This is a genomic window from Streptomyces sp. FIT100 (assembly GCF_024584805.1).
GTDB lineage: Bacteria > Actinomycetota > Actinomycetes > Streptomycetales > Streptomycetaceae > Streptomyces.
In genome coordinates this window covers 7,813,528-7,836,727 of the sequence record NZ_CP075715.1, presented here as the reverse complement: position 1 = coordinate 7,836,727, position 23,200 = coordinate 7,813,528, and the positions used below count along the sequence as shown (strand labels likewise).

Here is a 23,200-nt window from a genome sequence, read left to right as displayed (position 1 = left end):
TCGGGGCACCGCGCGCCCCGGGACCGCCGCACAGGCCGGTGACACCGGCCGGAACCGGGGGCCTCAGGCCCTGCCCCCACAGGAGGTTCCGTGCCCCACGTCCGCCACGCGTTCCCCGGCAGACTCCCGCTCGTCACGCTCGCCGCGGCCCTGGGGATCGCGGCAGCGGGCCTGCCGTCGTCCGCCTCGGCCTCCCCCGGCGCGGCCTCCCGCGGCCCCGCCGTCTCCCCGCGCACCGTCTCCCCGCGCACCGTCTCCCCGCCCGCCGCCGGCTCGGACAGCCAGGACGAGGGCGGGTACCTCGTCGGGCGCGGCATCGCCGATGTGACCGGGGAAGCCGCCGAGACCGGCATGATGGGCTACTCCAGCTTTGACCAGAAGACGTCCGGCATCCACCAGCGGCAGCGCTCCCGTGCGTTCGTCGTCGTCGACCGGTCGAGCGGCCGGCGCGTGGTGTACGTCAACGCCGATCTCGCGATGATCTTCCAGTCCGTGCAGCAGGGCGTCGTCTCCCGTCTCAGGGAGCGCTACGGCGATCTGTACGGCGACGAGAACGTCCTCCTGTCCGCCACCCACACGCACTCCGGGCCCGGCGGATACGCGCACCACCTGGCGTACAACCTCTCCGTGCTCGGCTTCCAGAACGGCACCTACCGCGCGATCGTCGACGGCATCGTCGAGTCCGTCGTCAAGGCGCACGAGGACCTCAGGCCGGGCACCATCAGCCTCGGCACCGGCACGCTCACCGACGCCAGCGTGAACCGCTCCCGTACCGCCTTCGACCGCAACCCCGCGGCGGACAAGGCCGCGTTCCCCGGTGCGATCGACCCGGCCATGACCGTGCTGCGCTTCCGCCAGGGCGGCGAGGACACCGGTGCGATCAGCTGGTTCGCCACGCACAACACCTCGGTCACCAACAAGAACACGCTGATCAGCCCGGACAACAAGGGCTACGCCGCGTACACCTGGGAGCACGACCACGAGGACGTGCGCTACCTCGACGACGCACCGGGCTTCGTCGCCGCGTTCCCGAACACCAACGCCGGGGACATGTCCCCGAACCTCAACCTCAGGCCGGGCTCCGGGCCCACCGAGGACGAGTTCGAGAACACCCGCATCATCGGGGAGCGCCAGTTCGCCAAGGCCCGTGAGATCCACGGCAGTGCCACCGCCCCGCTCACGGGCGGCGTCGACGCACGGCTCGTCCACGTGGACATGGAGAACGTGGCCGTGAGCGGGGCGTACACGCCCGACGGCAAGGAGCACCGCACCTGTCCGGCCGTCGTCGGCGCGTCGGCCCTCGCCGGCAGTGTGGAGGACGGACCCGCGGTCCCCGGCTTCACCGAAGGCATGCGCAACCCGGTCTCCCACATCATCGACGCGCTGCGCACCGAGACCCCGTCCTGGCTCGCCGCCTGCCAGTACCCGAAGGCGAGCCTGATCCCCACCGGTCTGATGAGCGCCCTCCACCCCGTCACTCCGCGGATCCTCCCGCTGCAGATCGTCAGGATCGGACAGCTCCATCTCGTGGCGGGCCCGGGCGAGTTCACCATCACCGCCGGCCTGCGGATCCGCCGCACGGTGGCCGAGCAGCTCGGGGTCCCGCTCGACCACGTCCTGCTCCAGGGGTACGCCAACTCCTACAGCCAGTACGTGACGACGCCGGAGGAGTACGACGCCCAGCAGTACGAGGGCGGCTCCACGCTCTACGGCCGGTACACGCTGCCCGCGTACCAGCAGGAGTTCGCCAAGGTGGCGGCCTCGCTGCGGGACGGCACCGCCATCGGGCGGGGGCCCGTGCCGCCGGACGAGTCGGGCCGGCAGTTCACGCTGCAGACAGGGGTCGTGTACGACAGCCCGCCGCTGGGCAGATCGTTCGGTTCGGTCCTGGCCGGGCCGGCGGCGTCGTACGCGCGCGGTGACACGGCGACGGTCGAGTTCGCGACCGGGCACCCCAAGAACAACCTCCGCCGGGGCGGGACCTTCCTGGAGGTGCAGCGGCTCGTCGACGGGCGGTGGGTGCGCGTCCTCGACGACGGCGACTGGCGGACGACGTACCGGTGGACGCGTACGAACGGTCTCACCGGCACGTCGAAGGCCACGATCACCTGGGAGATCGGACCGGAGACCACGCCGGGGACGTACCGGGTGGTGCACTTCGGTGACGCGAAGAACCTCTTCGGGACGATCACACCGTTCACGGGCACGTCGGCGGCGTTCACCGTGCGCTGAGGCACGAATTGCCGTGCGGCGCGCGGTGCGCCGTTGCTACGGTGGCCGGCATGAAGCGCGCCGCGATGACGACGACGCCGGAGAGTGTCCCGGCGCGCTGAGCGATGTTCTGATCAGAAGCCCCGGGGCGAGTGCCCCGGGGCTTCGTGCTGCGGTCGCTCGCCCCTCGTCCGCGAGGAGACCGCCATGCACGACCACCGCAGACTCGGCCGCGAGCTGGGACTGTTCGCCACCGACCCGCTGATCGGCGCGGGCCTTCCGTACTGGCTGCCCGCCGGGGCGGCCGTGCGGCACGCCCTGGCGCGCATGCGCGCGGTGGTCGACGCGCACGGCACCGCGCTGTGGAAGGAGGCGGCGGCCTGACTCCGGTGCCGCTCACTCGCCGGGCGGGTCGAGCAGCACCCCGGGGTTGAGGATGCCCGCGGGATCGAGCGCGTCCTTCGCGGCGCGCAGGGCGAGGGCGAACGGAGCCGGGCGCTGGCGGTCGTAGCCGGGGCGGTGGTCGCGGCCGACGGCGTGGTGGTGGGTGACCGTTGCTCCGTGGTCACCGAGGATCTGCATGGCGGCGGCCTTGATCTCGTCCCACATGGCGACCTCGTCGCCGCGCCTGCCCGGGGCGATCACGGTGAAGTAGGGCGCGGCGCCGTCCGGATACACATGGGTGAAGCGGCAGTTGATCAGTCCGGTGGAGCCGGTCACCTTCTCCACGACGGCTCCCAGCTCCTGGCGCACGGTCTCGTACAGCCCGGGGACCCGGTCCCAGGTGCAGGCCGTCTCGAAGGTCTCGCTGATCACGCTCATCCGGGTGAGCGCGTCGCGTACGTACGGCATGCGCAGGAACGCCGAACGCCAGGTGCCGGCGGCGGAGTCGGCGGCGCCCGGTGAGGAGGGCGCGGGGGTGCCGCCGTGGTCGCGGGCGAGGGCGACGAGTTCGGCGAGGCGGTCGTCGACAGGGGCGTGGGCCGATTCGACACCGAGTACGAGAATGCTCGTACCGTCGTGGGCCACGCCGGAGACGGCGGCCTCGCCGGGGTCGAGCAGCCGGCAGTTGGCGGGGTTCAGGCCGGACTGGGCGATGGCGCGCACCGCGTCGGTCGCGGTGCGGAAGTCGTCGAACCGGACGGTGGCCGACGCCTTGTGGCGGGGGCGGTCCTGGAGCCGCATCCATGCCTCGGTGATCACTCCGAGGGTGCCCTCGGAGCCGAGGAACAGCCGGTCGGGCGAGGGTCCGGCCCCGGAGCCCGGCAGCCGCATCGACTGGCTGACACCGACCGGGGTCACGACACGCAGGGACTCCACCAGGTCGTCGATGTGGGTGTGGAGGGTGGCGTAGTGTCCGCCGGCGCGGGTGGCCAGCCAGCCGCCGAGGGTGGAGAACTCGAAGCTCTGGGGGAAGTGCCGCAAGGTGAGGCCGTGGGGCCGCAGTTGTGCCTCCAGGGCCGGGCCGAGGGCACCGGCCTGGATCCGCGCCGCCCGGCTGACGCGGTCGGTCTCCAGCACCCGGTCCAGTCCCGAAAGGTCGAGTGAGACCACGGCGTTGTGCCGGCCGGCACGGTACTCGACACCGCCGACGACCGAACTGCCCGCTCCGTACGGGACGACGGCGGCGTCCGCGCCGGCCGCCCAGTCGAGGATGTCGATGACGTCCTGCTCGGAGCGGGGGAAGGCGACCTGGTCGGGGGCTGCCGCGAGATCGCCGTTCAGCGCGCGGACGATGTCCCGGTATGCCTTGCCGTAGGTGTGGGCGGCGCGGTCTCCGGGTGCGTCGGACATGAGGCGGGCGAGTGCGGGTGGTGGCGCGAGGCGCGGCTTCGGCAGGGCGAGCGCGGCGATGTCGGGTACGGGCAGCGGGTCGGCCGCGGATCCGGGGACGAGCGCGCCGAGCGCGCGGCATTCGGCGTCGGGCAGGGCCTTGTCCTCGGTGCCCCAGCCCCACCATGAGCGGCGTGCGGGGGTGCCGGGGCGGGGATCGGCGCCGGCACGGCGTCCGGAGTGATGTCGACCATGGGGGGTGGCCTTTCGGTGGGTGTGGTCCGCTTCGGCGGCCTGGTCGGCCGCCCGGTCCGCTGCGTTCTCACCTCGCGTGGGGCAATACTCGGGCCCTGGGGTTCCGCCAACAAGCCCCGGTGGCGCCCCGCTTCCCGGCTGCCGCCCCTATCCGGCCGGGCTGCGCGGCGGGGGTTCACGGCGGGGCCGGCGGCCGGGGTTCGCGGCGGGGTGGATGTTGCCTACAGGCGAGCGTTACGGATATGTCCGTATTTCGTAACGCAGACCGTTTCCGCCAGTTGTGTCCGTCTCGTGGCGGCAATGTGAGGGCCCTCGGCACCCGCCGGGATCATCACCGCACCTGCGGCCCTGGCCAGGGCCCCGTGTGCTCGTACGCGAAGGGGCAGTTCATGCCTGTTTCCCGTCACATTCGCCGTCTCGTCGCGACCGCCCTGGCGGCCGGCGCCGTCGTCACCGCCTCCGCTCTGCCGGCCGGCGCCCACGACGGAAACGGCCGTCACGACCGGGACCGCCACGGCGTCGTCGTCAGCGGCGTCCAGCACAGCGGCCCCGGCCGCGACGCCCGCTCCAACCGCAGCCTCAACGCCGAGTGGGTCGAGGTGCGCAACACCGGCCGGCACTCGGTCGACCTGCGGGGCTGGACCCTCACCGACAGCGACGGCAACCGCTACCGCTTCAGGAACGTCCGCCTGGACGGCCGTTCCAGCGTCAGGGTCCACACGGGGCACGGCCGTGACACCCGCCACGACGTCTACCAGGACCGCGGCTACCAGGTCTGGGACCGGCGCGACACGGCCACGCTGCGGGACGACCGCGGCCGTGTCATCGACGAGGACTCCTGGGGCCGTGACCGTGGCTTCGACGGCGACCGCCGGGACCGTGACGGCGGCTTCGACCGCGACCGCCGGGACAGTGACCGCGGCTACGACGGCGACCGCCGGGACCGCCGCGACGACCGCCGCTGAGCCGGCCGGCCGCGTCCCCGCCGCGGGACGCGGCCGCCCCTGACCGCATTGCGCGCCACGGCCCGCCCGGCCGTGGCGCGCTCGCGCGTCCGGGCCTCGTTCAGGCGCCTTCGCCGACGGCCGCGAGGGCTTCGGCCGCGGCCGCGCGCGCCGCCTCGCGGTCGTGCGGGACCAGGCCGATGCGGGTGCGCCTGTCGAGAAGATCGGCCTCGTCGAGGGCCCCCTCGTGGCGTACGGCCCACAGGAGTTCGGCGCCGGTGACGGGGTGGCCGGGGACGACGGGGCGGGCCAGGGCCGGGTCGGCGAGGGCCAGGGCATGGACGTCCAGGGCCTCGGTGCCGTAGCGGCGGACGAGGCGGGCGGGTGCGTCGAGGGCGGCGAGGGTGCTGGGCCGGGCGGCGCCGACGAGCGGGGTGGCGGTGGTCCGGCAGGGGCCCGCGGTGAGGGCCCGCACGGTGACGGCCGCGTCGACGGCGTCCTCGGCCATACGCCGGTAGGTGGTGAGCTTTCCGCCGACGACGGTGACGACGCCGTCGGACGAGGTCAGCACCGCGTGCTTGCGGGAGATGTCCGCGGTGCGGCCCGGGTCTCCCGTGCCGGAGGTGTCCAGGAGGGGGCGGAGCCCGGCGAAGGCGCCCACGACGTCGGCGCGGCCGACGGACACGTCGAGCGCGGAGCCGAGGACGTCGAGGAGGAAGCCGATGTCGGTCTCGGGCACCTCGGGGACGTCGGGGATGCCGCCGTCGACGGGTTCGTCGGTCAGCCCCACGTACACCCGGCCGTCGCCCTGCGGAAGGACGAGCACGAACCGGTTGCTCTCCCCCGGGATCGGGATGTGCAGCCCGGCCGAGAGGCTGCCGAGGCCCTCGGAGCGCAGGACGAGGTGGGTGCCGCGCGAGGGCCGCAGCCGGATGTCGTCGACGAGGCCGCCGGCCCACACACCGGTGGCGTTGATGACGGTGCGGGCCCTGATGTCGACTTCCTCGCCGGTGAGTTCGTCGCGGACCCTGGCGCCTGAGCCGGTCAGGGTGAGGGCGCGGGTGCGGGTGAGGATCCGCGCGCCGTGGGCGGCGGCGGTGCGGGCGATGGCGGTGACGAGGCGGGCGTCGTCGGTGAGCCGGCCGTCCCAGGAGAGCAGCCCGCCGCGCAGGCCGGTGGTGCGCAGCGCGGGTGCCATGTGGCGGGTCTCCACGGCGCTGAGGGTGCGGGGGGCGGGCAGGGTGGTGCGTGAGGTGCGGGCGGCGGCGCGCAGCAGGTCGCCCGCGCGGAATCCGGCGCGGGCGAGCGCGGCCTGGCCCCGTGAGACGAGCGGGGTCAGCGGCAGGACGAAGGGCTGGGCGCTTACGAGGTGGGGTGCGGTGCGTTCCATGAGGACGCCGCGCTCGACGGCGCTCTCGTGGGCGACGTCGAGCTGGCCGGAGGCGAGGTAGCGCAGTCCGCCGTGGATGAGTTTGGAGCTCCAGCGGGAGGTGCCGAAGGCGAGGTCGTGGGCGTCGACGGCGGCGACGGTCAGTCCGCGGGTGGCGGCGTCGAGGGCCGCTCCGGCGCCGGTCGCGCCGAGGCCGACGACGAGGACGTCGACCCGGCTGCCGTCGGCGAGCCCGGCGAGTTCCCGGGTGCGGCGTGCCGCGTTCAGGGAGGCGGCGGAGGTGGCGCTGCTCATGGCGTGAGGGTCCTCTCCAGGAGGGTCCGCAGCTCTTCGAGGAAGGCGGCGTCGGTGAGTTCGGGGTCGGCCTCGTCGGTCATCGTGCGCAGCGAGAGCGTGAAGGACTGCACGACGAGCAGCAGGGAGCGGGCCTGGAGGTCGAGGTGGGCGACGCGGACGGATCCGTCGGCGTGGCCCTCGGCCAGGGCGCCGGTGATGAGTCCGAGGAGCGCGTCCTGGCTGGCGCCGCGCCGGTCGAGGACGTACGGCAGGAGGAGTTCGGGGTCGACGTCGAGGATCTTGTGGAAGAGGGGGTGGGCGCGGAAGGCGGCGACTCCGGTGACGAGTCCGCCGACGAGCCTGGCCCGGGTGGGGGCGGCGGGGTCGGGGGCGGGCATGGCGGAGACGGCGAGCCCGATCCATTCCCTGGTCATGAGGTCGCCGACCAGGGTGCGCACGTCGGGCCAGCGGCGGTAGAGCGTCATCCGGGACACGCCGGCGCGCCGGGACACGTCGGTCAGCGTGGTCCGGCGGACGCCGACGGCGAGGACGCAGTCGCGGGCCGCGTCGAGTACGGCGTCCGTGTCCGAGTGGTTGTGACGAATGGGCGTCATCTGTCACAGTGTAATGGCAGTGTGGATCCTGGGCACGGCGCCCGGCTGAAGGCCCGCGAAACCGACGGTGAGGAACAACCCAAGTGGACATGTTGTGGAGCGGCTGGGGCGACCCGGCCAAGGCGGCCCCGCTGCCCGACACGGTGATCGGCCTGCTGCGCGACCTGCTCGGCGTCACACCGCGCGAGGCCGCCGCGGCCTCCCTCGACGCGATCGCCGTCCCCGCGTCCCCGCTCGGCGGCGAGCCCCTCCGGGCCCTCGCGGACTGCGTGGGCGGACCGTCGCACGTGCGCACCGACGCGGAGAGCCGCGTCCGGCACACGCGCGGCAAGTCCACCCCCGATCTGCTGCGCATCCGCGCCGGCGAGGTCGACGACGTCCCTGCCGCCGTCGTGCTCCCCGGAGCCCATGACGAGGTGCTTGCGGTCCTGCGGGTCTGTGCCGAACTCGGCCTGGCCGTCGTGCCCTTCGGCGGCGGGACCTCCGTCGTGGGCGGCCTCGCACCCGAGGGCAAGCGCGGCTTCGTCGCCCTTGACCTGCGCCGCCTGGACGCCCTGCTCGGCCTCGACGACATCTCCCGCACCGCCACCCTCCAGCCCGGGCTGCGCGCACCGCAGGCAGAGGCGCTGCTCAACGAACGCGGTTTCACCCTGGGCCACTTCCCGCAGTCGTACGAGTGGGCCTCGATCGGCGGTTTCGCCGCGGCCCGCTCCAGCGGGCAGGCGTCGGCCGGTTACGGGCGGTTCGACGAGATGGTGCTCGGGCTGACCGTCGCCACGCCCGAGGGCACCCTGGACGTCGGCCGCGCGCCCCGCTCGGCGGCCGGCCCGGACCTGCGCCAGCTGGTCCTCGGCTCGGAGGGCGCGCTGGGGGTGATCACCTCGGTGACCGTGCGGATCAGGCCGCTGCCCGAGAAGCGGATCTACGAGGGCTGGCGCTTCCCCTCCTTCGAGGCGGGGGCGGCGGCGCTGCGCAGGCTCGCCCAGGACGGCCCGCGGCCGACCGTGCTGCGGCTGTCGGACGAGACGGAGACGTTCATCGGTCTGGCCCAGCCGGACGCGATCGGCCGTTCTTCCGAGGCCCCGCTGCCGTCCGGCTGCATGGCGATCGCCGGGTTCGAGGGCACCGCCGAGGAGACCGCGGAGCGGCGGGCCCGAGCCCGGGAGGTACTGCTGGCCTGCGGGGGCGAGTTCGCCGGCGAGGAGCCGGGCGAGCGCTGGGTGCAGGGCCGCTACAACGCCCCGTACCTGCGTGACGCGCTGCTGGACGCGGGGGCGTTCGCGGAGACGCTGGAGACCGCGGCGTTCTGGTCCGGGCTCCCGGCGCTGTACGACGCCGTGCGCGAGGCGCTCACCGCGTCACTGACCGACGCGGGCACCCCGCCCCTGGTCATGTGCCATATCTCGCACGTGTACGAGAACGGGGCGTCGCTGTACTTCACCGTGGTCTCGGCGCAGGGCGAGGACCCGGTCGCCCACTGGGCGCCGGTGAAGCGGGCGGCGAACGACGCGATCCTGGCGGCCGGCGGCACCATCAGCCATCATCACGGCGTCGGGACCGACCACCGGGACTGGTTCGTCCAGGAGACCGGGCCGATCGGTGTCCGTGTCCTGCAGGCCGTCAAGGCCGAGATCGACCCGGCCGGGATCCTCAACCCCGGCGTGCTCATCCCCGTCCGCTGACCGGCCCCTGCCTTCCGGAGGCATATCAATGCGACAGTTCACCGCGGTCGTCAACCCCACCGCAGGGGGCTCGAGCGGTACGGCGGCCCTGCTTCCGCTGGCCCGTCTGCTGAGGGAGGCGGGGGCCGGGCTCGACACGCAGTACAGCCGCAGCCTCGAACACGCCGCGGAGGTGGCGCGGCACGCGGGCGAGCAGGGGCGGATCGTGCTCGCCGTCGGCGGTGACGGGATAGCCGGCTGCGTCGGCGGCGCGCTCAGCGGCACGGACACGGTCTTCGGCCTCGTCCCCGCCGGCCGGGGCAACGACTTCGCCCGGGCGCTGGGACTGCCCGCCGACGCACCGGCCCTGGCCGGGCTGCTGCTGAACGGCTCGCCCCGGCCGGTCGACACCATCCGGGTCGACTCCGCCGTGCACGCCGGGGTGTCGGTGCTGGGCAGCGTGTACGCGGGGGTCGACGCGGTGGCCAACCGGTACGCCAACACCTCCCGGCTGCTGCGCGGCGCGGCCTCGTACTACGCGGGCGGGCTGCGGGCCGTGGTGACCTGGCGGCCCGCGCACTACCGCATCACCGTGGACGGGGTGCTCCACGAACGCAGCGGTTACACGGTGGTGGCGGCCAACTCCGGCTTCTACGGCTTCGGCCGGCAGGTCGCCCCCGGCGCCAGCGTCGACGACGGTGTGCTGGACGTGGTCGTGATCCGCCACGCGCCGAAGCGGCTGTTCTTCGCGGTGATGAACGAGCTCAAGACGGGCGAGCACCTCAAGCGCCCCGAGGTGGAGGTGCTGCGGGGCAAGGAGATCCGCATCGAGGCCGACCGCCCCGTCCCGTACGGCGCGGACGGCGAGGTCGACGCCGTGCTGCCGGTGACCGTACGGGTGCAGCCGGGCGCGCTCAACGTGCTCTGCTGAGCGACCCGGCCGGCGCGGGCGCACGGGGGTCGGCCCGGTTCAGTCCTCGCGCATGCCCCACGGCGAGCCGTACTCGGTGAGGAGTGCGAGGAAGGGCCGGGGGTCGAATGCCTCCGGCCCGAGCACGCCCTTCCCCGCCCATGCACCGGTCGCGATCAGTTCGAGGGCGACGACGGGGTTGACGGCGGTCTGCCAGACGACGGCCTGGGAGCCGTACTCCCGCATGGACCACTCGTTGTCGACCACGTGGTAGAGGTAGACCTCGCGCGGGCGGCCGTTCCTGGTGCCCTTCACCCAGGTGCCCGCGCAGGTCTTGCCGCGCATCCGGTCGCCGAGCGCGGCCGGGTCGGGGAGGCAGGCGGCGACGACGTCGCGGGGCGAGACCTCGACGGGGCCGCCGGCGCCGGGCACCGTGACGGGGTCGGTCCGGTCCAGGCCCACCTGGTGGAGGACCTGGAGGGTGTTGATGAAGTCGGCGCCGAGCCCGTACTTGAAGGTGACACGCTCGGCGTCCACCCAGCGCGGGATGAGCAGGACCTCCTCGTGCTCGACGTTGACGCATTCGACCGGGCCGATGCCCTCCGGGAAGTCGAAGACCTCTGCCTCGCTGAACGGCGGCGTCGTGAACCAGCCGCGGTCCTTCTCGAAGACGACCGGCGGGTTGAGGCACTCCTCGATCGTGGTCCAGATGCTGAACGACGGCGCGAAGTCGTAGCCCTCGACGGTGAGGTTCGCGCCGTCGCGGACGCCGATCTCCTCGATGGTGTCGAAGAGTTCGTCGGCGGCGTAACGGGCGAAGACATCGGACAGGCCGGGCTCCACCCCGACGCCGACAAGGGCGAGCCGGTCCGCCTTCTCCCAGTCGGCGGCGAGGGCGAACTGCTCGTCGCCCAGCTTGATGCCGCACTCCTCGTACGGCCGGTCCGGGTGCGGCCGGGACAGGGACATCGCCATGTCCAGGTAGTGGGCGCCGGCGGCGTGGGCCGCGCGGAAGAGCGGCATCACGAAGCGCGGATCGGTGGCGTTGAGCAGGACGTCGCAGCGCTCGCGTGCGAGGAGTTCGGCGACGGCGGCCTCGTCCGACGCGTCGATGCGGGCCGCGGCGAACCGGTCCTCCGGCCGCCGGCGGTCCCCCGCGCCGCCGTTGGTGGCCGGCGCGCCCTCCGTGGCCGGCGCGCCCTCCATGGCCAGCGCGGCGACGGCCGCGGCGGCGCGCGACGCGTCGTAGTCGGCGACCACCATCCGCTCGAAGAAGCCCCGGCGGGCGGCGATCCGGGTGATGGCCGTGCCCACTCCGCCGGCGCCGATCAGCAGTACACGCATAGCTAGGTCCTCTTCTTCCGCTTCTTCCGCCGGGTCTTCTTCCCTCGGCTTCGTTTCCACGGGCCCAGACCGCGCAACGACTTCGCACTGGCCAGTGCCCCAGCCCGGGCCTCGATGAAAGGCGGTGGCCGCTGTTACGGTCAATGGTGTTGGCATAAGGATGGGGAGACGCGCAGACATGCCGAAGAAGGTCGTGCCGGAGTCCGAGCGGCGACGGCGCCGCGCAACGAAGGGGGGTGTGGTGCTCTCCGAGCAGCTGATCGTGGAGACGGCCCTGCGCATGCTGCGGGAGCACGGCAGCGCCGGACTGACGGCGCGGCGGCTCGGGACGGCGTTGGGCGCCGACCCCAGCGCCCTCTACCGGTACTTCCGCGACATGGACGAGCTGACGCTCGCCGTGGGCGACGAGCTCATCGGCCGCGCGCTGGAGGACTGGACGGCGAGCACCGACTGGCGGGCGGACCTGCGCGAGCTGGGCCTGCGGATCCACGCCGCGTATCTGGCCCACCCGCAGGCCGCGGTGCTCACGGCGAGCAGGGTCTCCGGGCGGGCGCACGAGATCGCCGCGGACGAGTGCATCCTCGGCGTGCTGCACGGCGCGGGGTTCCCCCCGCCCGACACCGTGCGCGTCTACCACTGTTTCATCGACCAGACCCTGGCCTTCGCCGCGCTGGACGCCGCGGCTCTGGCGCTGCCGGATGCGGCCCGCCGGGCGGACGAGGCCGTATGGCAGGCGGCCTACGCCCGGCTGCCCGCGGCGACGCATCCGCACATCGCCTCCGCGGCCCGCCATCTGATCGCGGAGATGAACATCAGCGCCTATCCGCGGGCCCTCGACATGCTGATCGCGAGTGCGGCGGCGCAGCTCGCATCCGGGTGACCCGATCGGGGGGAACTTCCCGGAGGCCCCGCCGGTCTCGGGACCGGCCGCATCGGCGCTGCCAGAGTGATCGCACAGCCCTCATCCGCCGTCCCGCAGGGAGCCCCGCCGTGCCGATCACGCTGTCGCGGACCCGTCTCGCCGTCGCCGCCACCGCCGTCGCGGCCCTCGCCGCGGGGACGCCTGTCGCCTATGCGGCGCTGGACCGTGAGCCGTCCGTCGCCGCGGCGCGCGGTCAGGCGTATGTGCAGACGCGGTTGTTCTTCGGCACCGAGCGGCCCGACGGCGGAGCGGCGGTCACCCCACGGGAGTTCAGCGCGTTCATCGACCGCCATGTGACGCCCGCGTTCCCGGACGGGCTGACGGTGCAGGACGGGCAGGGGCAGTGGCGGGATGCCACCGGGACCATCGAGCGCGAGCGGTCGTACGAGCTGATCCTGCTGTATCCGGCGGGTGGGAGCGGCAGCCGGGACGGGAGCATCGAGGAGATCCGTGCGTCCTACCGGAAGCTCTTCGGGCAGGAGTCGGTCGCCCGTGTCGACGAGAGGGTGCAGGCGGACTTCTGAACGGGCACGGGGTACCCGGCGTCGGCACGCGCTGCGGGGGGGTAGCGGGGAGGCGAGCCGGCGTGGTCGGGGGCGCACTCCGAGATGGTTTATCGTTCATATAGAGCGCGACCGCCGCTGGAGTGCCGGCGGTCCCACCGACTGCCCATGCAGTCGCCACAGAGCCGCCCCGGCCGGCCTCCCCCGACCGGCCGGGGCTTTCCCCTTGCGGGCGGTTTCTCCGCTTTCAGCCGGTGTCGCCGCGTGCCGCGGCGAGGACGCGGTCGATCGTGTCCGCTTCGGTCGCGGTCTTGTCCGGGCGGTGGCGGATGACGCGCGCGAAGCGCAGCGCCACGCCCGCCGGGTAGCGCGGGGAGCGCTGAAGACCGTCGTAGGCGATCTCGACGACCAGCTCCGGACGTACGCGTACGACGAATCCGTCGTCGGAGACGGCCAGTTCGCGCAGCCGGTCGGTCTGCCAGCGCAGCATCGCGTCCGTGAGCCCCTTGAAGGTCTTGCCCAGCATGACGAAGGTGCCGTCGGCGGCGCGGGCGCCCAGATGGAGGTTGGAGAGCAGGCCGGTACGGCGGCCGTGGCCCCATTCGACGGCGAGCACGACGAGGTCGAGAGTGTGGACGGGCTTCACCTTGAGCCATGAGCGGCCGCGGCTGCCCGCGACGTAGGGCGCGTCCAGGGCCTTGACCATGACGCCTTCGTGGCCGCGGTCGAGCGTGGCGGTGAGGAAGTCCTCGGCGGCGCGGAGTTGGGCATCGGATCCCGGGTCCTGCACGACGACGCGGCGCACCCGCATGGGCTCGGGGACCAGCGCGGCCAGGGCCGCGTACCGCTCGCGGCCGGCGAGGTCGAGCAGATCCTCGCCGTCGGCGGCGAGGATGTCGAAGAAGACCGGCGAGAGGGGCACGGCGGCGGTCGCCGCTGCCACATCGGTCCGGGACCCGACGCGGGAGGCGATGTCCTGGAAGGGCAGCGGCCGGCCGGCCGCGTCGAGCGCGATCACTTCGCCGTCCAGGATGAACCGGTCGCCGGGCAGCTCCCGCACGGAGGTAATGACGTCGGGCAGCCGTGCGGTGATGTCGTCAAGGGAGCGCGTGTGGACGCGGACGTCGTCGCCGCGGCGGTGGACCTGGATGCGGACGCCGTCCAGCTTCTCCTCGACGCAGCAGGCGCCCAGCGCCCGGACGGCGTCGGCGACGGACGCGGCGGTGTGGGCGAGCATCGGCTGCACCGGCCTGCCCACCCGCAGCCGGAAGGCGGTGAGGACGTCCGGGCCTTCGGCGAGCAGGGCTTCGGCGACGCGGGCCAGCGAGCCGTCGAGCATGACGGCGCGCCGCACCTCGGCGGCCGGAGTTCCCGCGGCCCGGGCGACGGCCTCCAGCGCCACGGCGTCCAGGGCGCCCTGACGCACCTCGCCCGTGAGCAGCCGGAAGAGGAACTCCTGCTCGGGCCCGGTCGCCGCGCCCATCAGCTCCCCGACCAGGCGTTTGCGCTCGGCTTGGGCTCCGGCCCCGGCGACCCGGGCCAGGGCGGTGAGGACGGTGTCGGTCCCGGTGACGGTCAGGCTCGGTTCACCGGCCGGCGGAGGCTGCTCCTTGAGGACGCTCCAGCCGACGCCCAGGCGCCCCTGCGGGAGCCGTCCCGCGAGGTAGGAGATGACGAGCGCGGCCTCCTGCGGACCGGCGTCCGCGAACAGCGACGCAAGAGCCGCGATCTTGCGGGTACGGGACGGCTCGGCGGCGACCTTCCGTGACACGTCCGCGAGGCGGGCCAGCAGCATGCCGTCATCGTGCCCGTCCTTCGCGCACGCCGCACACGCTGGCGGGGGCGGGCTCGGCCGAGGCGGCGGCGCCGGCGGGGTCACGCCGTCGACCGGGCCGAGGCGCAGGCGCTGCGACGGACGTCGCCGCCCTTCTTTGTCGAGCGGGCCGGTCCCGCCCTGGGAGCCCTGGACCGGTCCCGCCCTGGGCCGGTGCTCCACAGGCCGGTGCTCCACGGGCCGGTGCTCCACGGGCCGGTCACAGCAGCGGACCACCGCTGGCGAAATACCCCTGGGAGGTATGTGACTGTGGTGTGGGAGGCCAGGAACGGACCACACTGGACGGGAATGGGGATGAGAGTCATGGACCACACCGCTCACCACACCGGCACCGGCACCGGCACCGGCACCGGCACCGGCACCGCGCACGAGCACGCCGCGCACGAGGGGCATACGGGCCGTCAAGGTCACGGCGGCCATCCGAGGGCGTCCTGGAGTGCGGCGGCGAAAGCAACCCTGCACTGCCTGACCGGGTGCGCCATCGGCGAGATCCTCGGCATGGCGATCGGCACCGCCCTGCTGTGGGGCAATGTCCCCACCATGGCGCTGGCGATAGGGCTGGCCTTCGTCTTCGGCTACTCGTTCACGCTGTTCGCCGTACGCCGGGCCGGTCTTGGCCTCAAGAGTGCGATCAAGGTGGCGCTGGCGGCCGACACCGTTTCCATTGCGGTGATGGAACTGGTCGACAACGGCATCATCGCCCTGACCCCGGGAGCGATGGACGCCCACCTGGACGAGGCGCTGTTCTGGGGCGCGCTGCTGGGCGGCTTCGTCGTGGCGTTCTTCGTGACCACGCCGGTCAACAAGTGGATGATCGGTCGAGGCAAGGGCCACGCTGCCGTCCATGTCCACCACTGATCTCCCGAGCGCCGCCGCGCGGCCGGGAGCCCCGCCGAGGCCGGCCTCAGGCGCATGTCACAGCGCGGCGGGAAGCGGCCGCTCGCGGCGTCGGCGCCGCCCGTAGCGGGTCATGCCGCGCGGCTTGAACACCGACAGGGCAGCCGCAACCGTCAGCACCACGGCCGCCGCGGCCGCGTCCGCGTCAACTGGATCCGCATGCCCCCCGGTTCACCGCCGCCCAGGCCACCCCGGGCGGCAGCGTCGGCGAGGTGGCCGACCGGCTGCATGTGTCTCGCCAAGCCCGACCGATCCTGACCCGGCACCACCGGCAAGCCGTTCGACCTGCGCCAGCGGACAGGGGCGGCATCCTCGGGAACCCAGAACGCACGCCAACCCGGCACGCATCCGCCCCTGCTCGATCCGCTTCCGCAGGGGAGGCGGATTTGCGCCTCAGCCGGGCGGCGCGGTCGACGGTTTGCGCAGGCGCAGCCGTGCGAGGAGTCTCCTGGGCAGCCGCCGGGTCGGTGCCCGGTGCCGGCCTGGGGCGCCGCTGTCACGCCCTGGCGGGGCGGGGAGGCGCAGGTCAGGGCCCCGTGGGGGCAACGGGACGGCGGGTGCCCCTTCGGCGCCGGAGCTCACGGCCGCGGACCCCGGACGAAGGTCGGGGACGGTGCCGCCGAGGGCCCGGGAAGCGGGGACGCCGAGGCGGGGCGGCCTCGGCCGGGGCATGTCCGGGCGCGGGGCAGGGGTCGAGGCGCGGGCCTCTTCCAGTGAGTGGCCCAGGTGCATCCGGTGCCACTGGATCTCGTCCGGGTCGTCGGCGCGCAGGAGACGGTCCGTCGCCTCGCGGACCGCAGGTGACTCCGTGCGCGCATAGGGCGGTTCGGGCCGCAGCCGCTCGAGATGCGCCCGCTCGTACGGATCGCCGACCGTCTCGGCCACCAGGACGGGGTCGAGCAGCGACGCGATCGCGGCCGTGCGCTCCCAGGGGTCGTCGCAGCGGCGCAGCAGGACGCCGAGGCGGCGGCCCCGCCAGTTACGGGCGCGCCAGTCCTCGCCGTCGTCGAGTCGGGCGCGCAGCGGCGCGGGGAGCCGCCCGTCGAGCAGGTCCGGGTTGCGTGCCGCGAACTCCTCCAGGTCCGGGGCGAGATAGAGCCAGACCACCGCGCGATAGCGGTTCAGGTAGAACCGCACGGGAATGACATGGCCCGTGCGCGCCAGTCTTGTGAAACGGCCGGGTGTGGTCGAGATGAGCCGGGCACCCTCGGCGGTGCCCACCGTGCGCACACGCTCGCGCAGCGCTTCGGGGAACCCCTCGGCCCCCCGCAGCCGGTCGATCTCCTCGCGGGACACCCTGGCCCTGCCCGGGGGCTTCCCCTGCATCGCACGGACGTGGCCGAGCTGCACGGCGAGGTCGAGCTCGCCGCCCTTCAGCTCCAGCGCCGTCGCGGCGCGCCCGAAAGCCATGGTCTCGGGCAGGCCGGAGCTCGTGCCGGTCGTCTCATCGGTGTCGGTCATGCCACTCTCCCCCGTCTCAGGCGCATACTCTCAGTGACGAGAGTAGCCGCACGGAGCGACGCTCCGTCAGGTCTGTGGATAACCCTCAACGACCCCTTGTATCCACCGCACTTACCCACGGAAACACCTTCCGCGCAGCCTCCTCCTGCTTCACCATGGGCTCTTGTTTCCCCGCGAGTAACACCGGCTGGACAGGCCATGGGCAGCCAATGGGCAGGCGCTCCGGCGGCGGGAAGGCGGCCCGGCCGGTACTGCCGTACTGAACGAGGGGTCAAGAGGGTGCCAGAGCTCCAACGGTTCGGTCCGGTTCCCGCGGACGAGAAGACGGACTGCACCACCCTCTCGGACGCCGAGCTCACCGATCGACTGCGGGCCGGCGCCCTTCACGCCCATCCCGCGGCCCAGGAGCTCAAGCGCCGCCACCTGCCCGCGGTTCTGGACTACGCCCGGCTCTGCGGGCGCCATCAGACCGCCGGGAACCAGCTGGCCGTCCTCGCCTTCGACCTCGCCGCCAAGGAAGCCTTCCGGGGCCTCCGGCCGCGCGGGACCTGGCGGCACCACCTGCTGATGCTCGTTCAGCGGGCGGGCGCCGCCTGGGCTGCCGGCGGCAGGCGGGAACGGCTCGTGTCCGGCTTCGCCGAGTGGACGGACCAGTACGCCGATGTCGCCGCGGACTCTTCGGCCGGTGCGGCCGGTGCGGCCGATGCACCCGGTCCGGCCGCTGCGGCCGGTCCGCGGCCGCTTCGTTTCGAGGCGTCGTCCGCCATGGTCACGGCGTTCTACGGGCTGCCGGAGCCGACGCGGGGCGTCCTCTGGTACGCGGTGGTGGACGAGGAGCCGGACGCCACGGTCGCCTCGTACCTGGGCGTCCCTCCGAGGCTCGTCCCCGAGCTGCAGGACAGGGCGCGGGACGCTCTGCGCCATGCCTATATCCAGGCGCACCTGGAGCGCGCCGGAGAAAGGAAGTGCCTCGGCTTCCGCCGGATCATCGAGGCCGCGGCGCGGCCGGAGGACGGGCGGCGCAGCGAGGATCTGACGGTCCATCTGGCGGAGTGCCCGAGCTGTACGCGGCTGGTCGCGGAGCTCGCACGCATGGCGGCCGACCCCCGGGCCGTGTTCGCCGACGGCCTCCTGGGGTGGGGCGGCGCCGCGTATGCGGACCGAGGCCGAGGCCACCTCCACGGCCACCTCCAGGACCGCAACCGCAACCACAACCACAGCCAGGGCGAGGGCCAGGGCCCGGTGCTCGGGCTGCCGGGCCTTGTTCCGGCCCGGCCGGCCGCTCCGGAAGCAGCCGTCGGCCTCACGGCGTTCATCCCCTCCGCCACCGCGCCGGGGTGGGATCCGCGGCGGCCGGTGCGCTCGGGCGTCCTGGTCGCCGCAGCGCTGGCGGGCGCGGCCGTCGCCGGCACCGTGCTGGCCGTTGCCTCGGACGGCCCCGCCCCGGCACCCGGCCACGCCGAGGTACCGCCGGCTCAGGATGCCCGGGACACCGTTCCTGGAATCGTCCCCACACCCACCCAAACCGCGCCGGCGAGCCCCTCCGGGAGGCCGTCGAAGAGCCCTTCGCACGCACCGAGTCCCGCGCCTTCGCCCACGGTCCCCGCCGCGCCGCCACCCGCGCCCACGGTGTCGACGCACGCACCGCACCGGCCCGCGCCGATCGTCCCGGGAGGCGGCTACGTCCAGGTGGTCAACGCGGACACCGGACTGTGCCTCGACATCGAGGACGGAGTGATGGAGAACCGCACCGATGTCGTCACGGCCCGCTGCGACGGTGCCCGGACCCAGCAGTGGAGCCTGGACTCCAGCGGGCTGCTGCGCAGCAAGGCGGATCCCGGCTACTGCCTCGACTCGCGGGGCGACAGCGACCGCGGGGCCGGTATCTGGTCCTGTGCCTCCGTCGACGGCAGGAACGGTCTCAACCTGCTCTTCACCGTCGACGGTTCAGGGGCGATACGCCCGCGGGTCGCGCCGGATTTCGCCCTTGAGCCCCTCGGCGACTCCGAGGGCAGTGCCCTCGGCTTCGACCCGGCCGACGGTGACCGCGACCAGCGCTGGACGGCCGGAGCGTGACCGGCGGTCCCGCGCGGATCCAGGGACCCGGGTCGGTCAGAAGCCGGAGAGGGTGACGCGGCCGGGCTGCCGCGCGTCCACGGCGAGGTGCTCGCCCACGCGGTTCACCAGCAGCGTCATCTCGTAGGCGACCTGGCCGACATCGGCCTCCGCCTCGCTGAGGACGCACAGGCAACTGCCCTCGCCCGCGGCGGTGACGAAGAGCAACGCGTCGTCGAACTCGACCATCGTCTGGCGGGCCTTGCCCGCCCCGAAGTGCCGCCCCGAGCCCCTGGCGAGGCTCTGCAGTCCGGAGGAGACGGCCGCGAGGTGCTCCGCGTCCTCCCGTTCGAGACCCGTGCTGGCTCCGGTGACCAGGCCGTCGTTGGAGAGCACGAGTGCGTGCCGTATGTGCTCGACCCGCTTGGTCAGGTCGTCCAGGAGCCAGTCGAGTTCCTTGTCCAGCGCCATTAACAGTCCTCCCCGTTCATGTGTTCCCCGTTGCCCCGTGTATCGGGTAAGCCTTCCTCACCGGTCCCGTTGGGGCAAGGCGTCATCCGGGGCGCACGGCGTCAGCGGGGACCGCCGGGCGGGCGGATCGGCGGAGAGTCGCCTTCGCGGGAGGCCGTCGGCGTCGCAGGATGGCGGACATGGCGAAGCAGATGACACAGGAGCAGTGGCGGGCGTTCGTCTCCGAGGGGACGCGTACGGGAAAACTGTCGACGGTGCGCGCGGACGGGAGTCCGCATGTCGCGCCGGTGTGGTTCGTGCTCGACGGTGACGACATCGTCTTCAACACGGGCAAGCGCACGGTCAAGGGCCGCAACCTCGTGCGGGACGGACGCGTGGCGCTGTGCGTGGACGACGACCGGCCGCCGTTTGCGTATGTGCTGATCAGGGGCCGTGCCGAGGTCAGCGAGGAGCCGACCGAGCTGCGTCTGTGGGCGACGAGGATCGCCGCGCGGTACGTGGGCGAGGAGCGCGCCGAGGAGTTCGGCGCGCGCAACGGCGTGCCGGGCGAACTGGTCGTACGGGTGCGGGCCGAGCAGGTGCTGGCCGAGGCGGGGGTGGCCGACTGACGGGCACGGGCGGGCGGACCGGGAGACCCGCGGGCCCCGACTCCCTCGCGCCCCGACTCCGCGCGCCCCGGATGTCGGCGTCGGCGAGACGGGGCGGGGCGGGGCTCGCGCGGTCAGGCCGTACGCGCGTCGTACAGCACCGGGTTGCGCGGGGTGTCGGGGATCTCCCCGGTCCCGGTGCCGGGCATCCAGCCGAGGTCGGCCTTCTGGTGCTCGTTGACCGGCTCGGCGACGCGGGCGTCCGCGTCCATGTAGATCACCGTCATGACGCGGCGCGCGGCGGTACCGCGGTTCGGGCAGGCGTGGTGGAAGGTCCAGCCGAGGTGGAAGCTCGCGTCGCCGAGGGCGAAGGGCTCCACGACGTCCTCGAAGTCCTGCCGTGCGAGGGCCTCCTTGAGCCGCGCCTCGGACGCGTCGCTGATCGGCAGGTCGCGGCCGTGGGAGAACCGGTGGCTGCCGCGCGCGAAGGCCAGCGGGCCCATCTCGTACGGGGTCTCCTGCAGCGGAAGCCAGATGGTGCAGCAGCGGTCCGAGGCGAGCGGCCAGTAGTACTGGTCGGCGTGCCAGGGCGTGATGCCGCCGCCGGGCTCCTTGTACAGCGCCTGGTCGTGGTAGAGCCGGACCGCGTCCACGCCGAGGAGGCGGGCGGCGATACCGGCGAGGCGCCGGGAGTGGACGAGCCGGCGCACCTTCTCGCTGTGCTCCCACAAGTTGCCCACCTGGAGGAACGCCTTGCCGTAGGTGTCGCGCTCCGCCAGCGGCAGGTGCTGGGTGTTGAGCCGGATGACCTCGCTCGTCACCTCGGGTTCGTAGGCGCCGATCGTCTCGGGCGAGAGCACGTTCGGCAGATGGACGAAGCCGTCGCGAGCGAAGTCGGCGGCGGCGGTGTCCGGCAGCTCGTAGGGAAGGCTGAGCTCGTTCACGGTGGATGCTGGCGCCCCAGCGGTGGCGGTCATGCGGGCAAGCCTGGCAGCCGCGTCCGGGCCGGTACCACGCCCCGCTTGCCAGGAACCGGTACGCAGTTGCCCATGCCGCTCCTCGTGCTCCTCGTCCGAAGGGCGGGCCCGGCGGTGTCTGGTGCGTGCGATCCGCACGGCGGAAGACGGAGTCCATGCGGTGGGGTCACCTCCAGTGCCCGAAGGGCCACAGGGGACATCGGCGACCGACGACAACGCCGCGAGCGAGCGTGCCAGACGTCACCGGGCAGACGGGACTGTGAAGACACGAACTAGCCTTCCCGGCGTGAAACCACGCTTCGAGCAGCCCGGCGTTCCCTCGGACACGACGTGGACCAGCTTCGTCCGCCGGGAGCAGGCGTACGACTTCTCCTGGCACTTCCACCGGGAGTACGAGCTCACGCTGATCACCCAGGGCTGCGGTACGCGCTATGCGGGTACCACCATCGAGCCGTACCGGCCCGGCGAGTTGGTGCTGCTCGGCCCCGACCTGCCGCACACCTTCACGTCCGTGGCCCGTCCCGGCGGGGTTTCGGAGGCGGTCGTGGCGCAGTTCCGCGAGGACTTCCTGGGCCCGGAGTTCTTCGCGCTGCCCCAGTTCCGGGACGTCGCGGCGCTGCTGGCGTCGGCAAGCCGCGGGTGGCTCTTCGCCCAGCCGCCGCAGGCACTGCGGGAATCACTGGCGGTCCTTCCCTCGCTCGACCCCGCCACGCGCACGACCGCGCTGCTCGCCGCCCTGCACGAGCTCGCCAGCAGTGGCACGGGCGAGCCGATCACCGGTCCGGGCTACACGCCCGCGCCGGACACGGGCGTCCGGGACCGCGTGGACCGGGTCTGCCGGTATCTGCAGGAGGTGCACACCCGGCCCGTGGGGCTTGCCGAGGTCGCGGAACTCGTCCATATGTCGCCGACCTCGTTCAGCCGCTTCTTCCGCCGGGCCATGGGGCGCACGCTGACGGACTACGTCAACCAGCTCCGCGTCCAGACCGCCTGCCGGCTGCTGGAGGCCACCGAACTGCCCGTCACCGAGGTGGCGGCGCGCAGCGGCTACCAGAACCTGTCGAACTTCAACCGCCGCTTCCTGGAGCTGACGCGGACCCGGCCGCGGGACTACCGCACCGCTCACCGGCCGGGCGGGCTCGCGCGGGGCTCACGGCCGGCGGAGTCAGGCGTCCGGGTCAGCCGACCGAGTTGAGCAGCCGGGCGGTGTGCATCCGGCCCGCGTACTCGACGAGGCGGATGAGCACCTCCTTGCCGGAGTCGCGGTCGCGGGCGTCGCACAGCACGACGGGGGTGCCCCGGTCCAGGTCGAGGGCGCGGGAGACCTCGTGTGCGCCGTAGGTGCGCGCACTGGGGAAGCAGTTGACGGCGACGACGAAGGGGATGCCTCGGTGCTCGAAGTAGTCGACCGCGGGGAAGCTGTCCTCGAGGCGGCGGGTGTCGGCGAGGACGACGGCTCCGAGCGCGCCCTGGGAGAGCTCGTCCCAGAGGAACCAGAAGCGGTCCTGGCCCGGCGTGCCGAAGAGGTAGAGGGAGAGTCCCGAACGGATGGTGATGCGGCCGAAGTCCATGGCCACGGTGGTGGTGGTCTTCTGATCGACGCCCCCGGTGTCGTCGACCGTCTGGCCGGCCCGGCTGAGCTGCTCCTCGGTGCGCAGCGGGCGGATTTCGCTGACGGCTCCGACGAGGGTCGTCTTGCCGACCCCGAAGCCGCCGGCGACCAGTATTTTCAGCGCGAGAGCGGCGGATTCTCCGCCGGTGCTGCCAGAGACCTCGGGGGGCATTGATCACTTCTCTCGTCGGTTGTGCGCCGCGAATGAAACCCCAGGTCAGAGCCGCCTCGGGGACGGCGGGCTCAGCGAGAGGCCGGCACCAGTACACCTGTTCTGTGTGGCGTCAGCAGTATGGCAAGCAGGGCCCTGGACGGGGTGGCGAGATCACTTTTTGCGCGATGTGACTGTTCCGGTCACAGTTGATGTACGGATGAATTCGAAATTCGCGTGGGTGCGACAGTTCGGTCGTCGCGACGAGCGTTTGCGGGGTCGGTGGACGGGCACCCGGAGAAGCGAACCAGGCACATGTCCGGCATAGCCGCAGCACATCGCATGGGAGGCG

20 protein-coding genes are annotated in these 23,200 nt (G+C 73.2%); 11 read left to right on the top strand and 9 right to left on the bottom strand.

What is annotated here, in order from left to right; all coding sequences use genetic code 11:
- The first annotated feature begins 90 nt into the window (after window positions 1-90).
- Window positions 91-2,232, top strand: coding sequence for a neutral/alkaline ceramidase (locus tag KK483_RS34710; RefSeq protein ID WP_399015847.1), 2,142 nt, complete (start codon window positions 91-93; stop codon window positions 2,230-2,232).
- Between the two features lie 186 nt (window positions 2,233-2,418).
- Window positions 2,419-2,595: a hypothetical protein gene (locus tag KK483_RS35395; protein WP_313879521.1), complete on the top strand. Its 177-nt coding sequence runs from the start codon at window positions 2,419-2,421 to the stop codon at window positions 2,593-2,595.
- 12 nt (window positions 2,596-2,607) lie between these two features.
- On the opposite strand, the gene KK483_RS34700 is transcribed toward KK483_RS35395, so the two are convergent.
- The gene (locus KK483_RS34700) at window positions 2,608-4,005 is read right to left on the bottom strand and encodes an FAD-binding oxidoreductase (protein ID WP_262009189.1); all 1,398 of its coding nucleotides are present in this window, start codon (window positions 4,003-4,005) and stop codon (window positions 2,608-2,610) included.
- A gap of 623 nt (window positions 4,006-4,628) precedes the next feature.
- On the opposite strand from KK483_RS34700, the gene KK483_RS34695 reads away from it, so the two are divergent.
- The gene (locus KK483_RS34695; protein WP_262009188.1) at window positions 4,629-5,204 is read left to right on the top strand and encodes a lamin tail domain-containing protein; all 576 of its coding nucleotides are present in this window, start codon (window positions 4,629-4,631) and stop codon (window positions 5,202-5,204) included.
- Between the two features lie 100 nt (window positions 5,205-5,304).
- Here the strand turns inward: KK483_RS34695 and KK483_RS34690 are convergent, their stop codons facing one another.
- Both KK483_RS34690 and KK483_RS34685 read right to left on the bottom strand, forming a co-directional pair.
- Window positions 5,305-6,867, bottom strand: coding sequence for a glycerol-3-phosphate dehydrogenase/oxidase (locus KK483_RS34690; RefSeq protein WP_262009187.1), 1,563 nt, complete (start codon window positions 6,865-6,867; stop codon window positions 5,305-5,307).
- Window positions 6,864-7,463, bottom strand: coding sequence for a TetR/AcrR family transcriptional regulator (locus KK483_RS34685; RefSeq protein ID WP_262009186.1), 600 nt, complete (start codon window positions 7,461-7,463; stop codon window positions 6,864-6,866). The genes KK483_RS34690 and KK483_RS34685 overlap by 4 nt, the downstream gene beginning before the upstream one ends.
- Window positions 7,464-7,546: 83 nt before the next feature.
- Here KK483_RS34685 and KK483_RS34680 point away from each other — a divergent pair, with 83 nt between their 5' ends.
- Together KK483_RS34680 and KK483_RS34675 are read left to right on the top strand one after the other, a co-directional pair.
- On the top strand, window positions 7,547-9,145 hold the full coding sequence (locus tag KK483_RS34680) for an FAD-binding oxidoreductase (RefSeq protein WP_262009185.1): 1,599 nt from the start codon (window positions 7,547-7,549) through the stop codon (window positions 9,143-9,145).
- A 28-nt stretch (window positions 9,146-9,173) separates the two neighbouring features.
- Window positions 9,174-10,055 carry a diacylglycerol kinase family protein gene (locus tag KK483_RS34675; protein WP_262009184.1) on the top strand — a complete coding sequence of 294 codons (882 nt, stop codon included), beginning with the start codon at window positions 9,174-9,176 and terminating at the stop codon, window positions 10,053-10,055.
- Between the two features lie 39 nt (window positions 10,056-10,094).
- Here KK483_RS34675 and KK483_RS34670 read toward each other — a convergent pair whose 3' ends face one another.
- Window positions 10,095-11,378: a saccharopine dehydrogenase family protein gene (locus KK483_RS34670; RefSeq protein WP_262009183.1), complete on the bottom strand. Its 1,284-nt coding sequence runs from the start codon at window positions 11,376-11,378 to the stop codon at window positions 10,095-10,097.
- A gap of 178 nt (window positions 11,379-11,556) precedes the next feature.
- Here KK483_RS34670 and KK483_RS34665 point away from each other — a divergent pair, with 178 nt between their 5' ends.
- Window positions 11,557-12,258 (top strand): TetR/AcrR family transcriptional regulator, encoded by a 702-nt coding sequence (locus tag KK483_RS34665; RefSeq protein WP_262009182.1) that lies wholly within the window; start codon window positions 11,557-11,559, stop codon window positions 12,256-12,258.
- A 110-nt stretch (window positions 12,259-12,368) separates the two neighbouring features.
- Window positions 12,369-12,824: a DUF3574 domain-containing protein gene (locus tag KK483_RS34660; RefSeq protein ID WP_262009181.1), complete on the top strand. Its 456-nt coding sequence runs from the start codon at window positions 12,369-12,371 to the stop codon at window positions 12,822-12,824.
- Between the two features lie 226 nt (window positions 12,825-13,050).
- On the opposite strand, the gene KK483_RS34655 is transcribed toward KK483_RS34660, so the two are convergent.
- Complete coding sequence (locus KK483_RS34655; RefSeq protein ID WP_262009180.1) at window positions 13,051-14,598, bottom strand: ATP-dependent DNA ligase; 1,548 nt, start codon at window positions 14,596-14,598, stop codon at window positions 13,051-13,053.
- Between the two features lie 342 nt (window positions 14,599-14,940).
- On the opposite strand from KK483_RS34655, the gene KK483_RS34650 reads away from it, so the two are divergent.
- Window positions 14,941-15,495: a DUF4396 domain-containing protein gene (locus tag KK483_RS34650; protein WP_262009179.1), complete on the top strand. Its 555-nt coding sequence runs from the start codon at window positions 14,941-14,943 to the stop codon at window positions 15,493-15,495.
- Between the two features lie 432 nt (window positions 15,496-15,927).
- Here the strand turns inward: KK483_RS34650 and KK483_RS34645 are convergent, their stop codons facing one another.
- Complete coding sequence (locus KK483_RS34645; RefSeq protein WP_262009178.1) at window positions 15,928-16,995, bottom strand: DUF6397 family protein; 1,068 nt, start codon at window positions 16,993-16,995, stop codon at window positions 15,928-15,930.
- A 279-nt stretch (window positions 16,996-17,274) separates the two neighbouring features.
- Here KK483_RS34645 and KK483_RS34640 point away from each other — a divergent pair, with 279 nt between their 5' ends.
- The gene (locus KK483_RS34640; protein WP_262009177.1) at window positions 17,275-19,071 is read left to right on the top strand and encodes an RICIN domain-containing protein; all 1,797 of its coding nucleotides are present in this window, start codon (window positions 17,275-17,277) and stop codon (window positions 19,069-19,071) included.
- Between the two features lie 36 nt (window positions 19,072-19,107).
- Here the strand turns inward: KK483_RS34640 and KK483_RS34635 are convergent, their stop codons facing one another.
- Complete coding sequence (locus KK483_RS34635; protein WP_262009176.1) at window positions 19,108-19,521, bottom strand: roadblock/LC7 domain-containing protein; 414 nt, start codon at window positions 19,519-19,521, stop codon at window positions 19,108-19,110.
- 179 nt (window positions 19,522-19,700) lie between these two features.
- On the opposite strand from KK483_RS34635, the gene KK483_RS34630 reads away from it, so the two are divergent.
- Complete coding sequence (locus KK483_RS34630) at window positions 19,701-20,129, top strand: PPOX class F420-dependent oxidoreductase (RefSeq protein WP_262009174.1); 429 nt, start codon at window positions 19,701-19,703, stop codon at window positions 20,127-20,129.
- A gap of 113 nt (window positions 20,130-20,242) precedes the next feature.
- Here KK483_RS34630 and KK483_RS34625 read toward each other — a convergent pair whose 3' ends face one another.
- Complete coding sequence (locus KK483_RS34625) at window positions 20,243-21,085, bottom strand: phytanoyl-CoA dioxygenase family protein (RefSeq protein WP_262009173.1); 843 nt, start codon at window positions 21,083-21,085, stop codon at window positions 20,243-20,245.
- A gap of 286 nt (window positions 21,086-21,371) precedes the next feature.
- Between KK483_RS34625 and KK483_RS34620 the strand changes: the two genes are divergently transcribed.
- The gene (locus KK483_RS34620) at window positions 21,372-22,280 is read left to right on the top strand and encodes an AraC family transcriptional regulator (protein WP_262009172.1); all 909 of its coding nucleotides are present in this window, start codon (window positions 21,372-21,374) and stop codon (window positions 22,278-22,280) included.
- On the opposite strand, the gene KK483_RS34615 is transcribed toward KK483_RS34620, so the two are convergent.
- Window positions 22,264-22,869 carry an ATP/GTP-binding protein gene (locus KK483_RS34615; RefSeq protein ID WP_262009171.1) on the bottom strand — a complete coding sequence of 202 codons (606 nt, stop codon included), beginning with the start codon at window positions 22,867-22,869 and terminating at the stop codon, window positions 22,264-22,266. The two genes, KK483_RS34620 and KK483_RS34615, sit on opposite strands and share 17 nt — an antisense overlap.
- Between the last annotated feature and the right edge of the window lie 331 nt (window positions 22,870-23,200).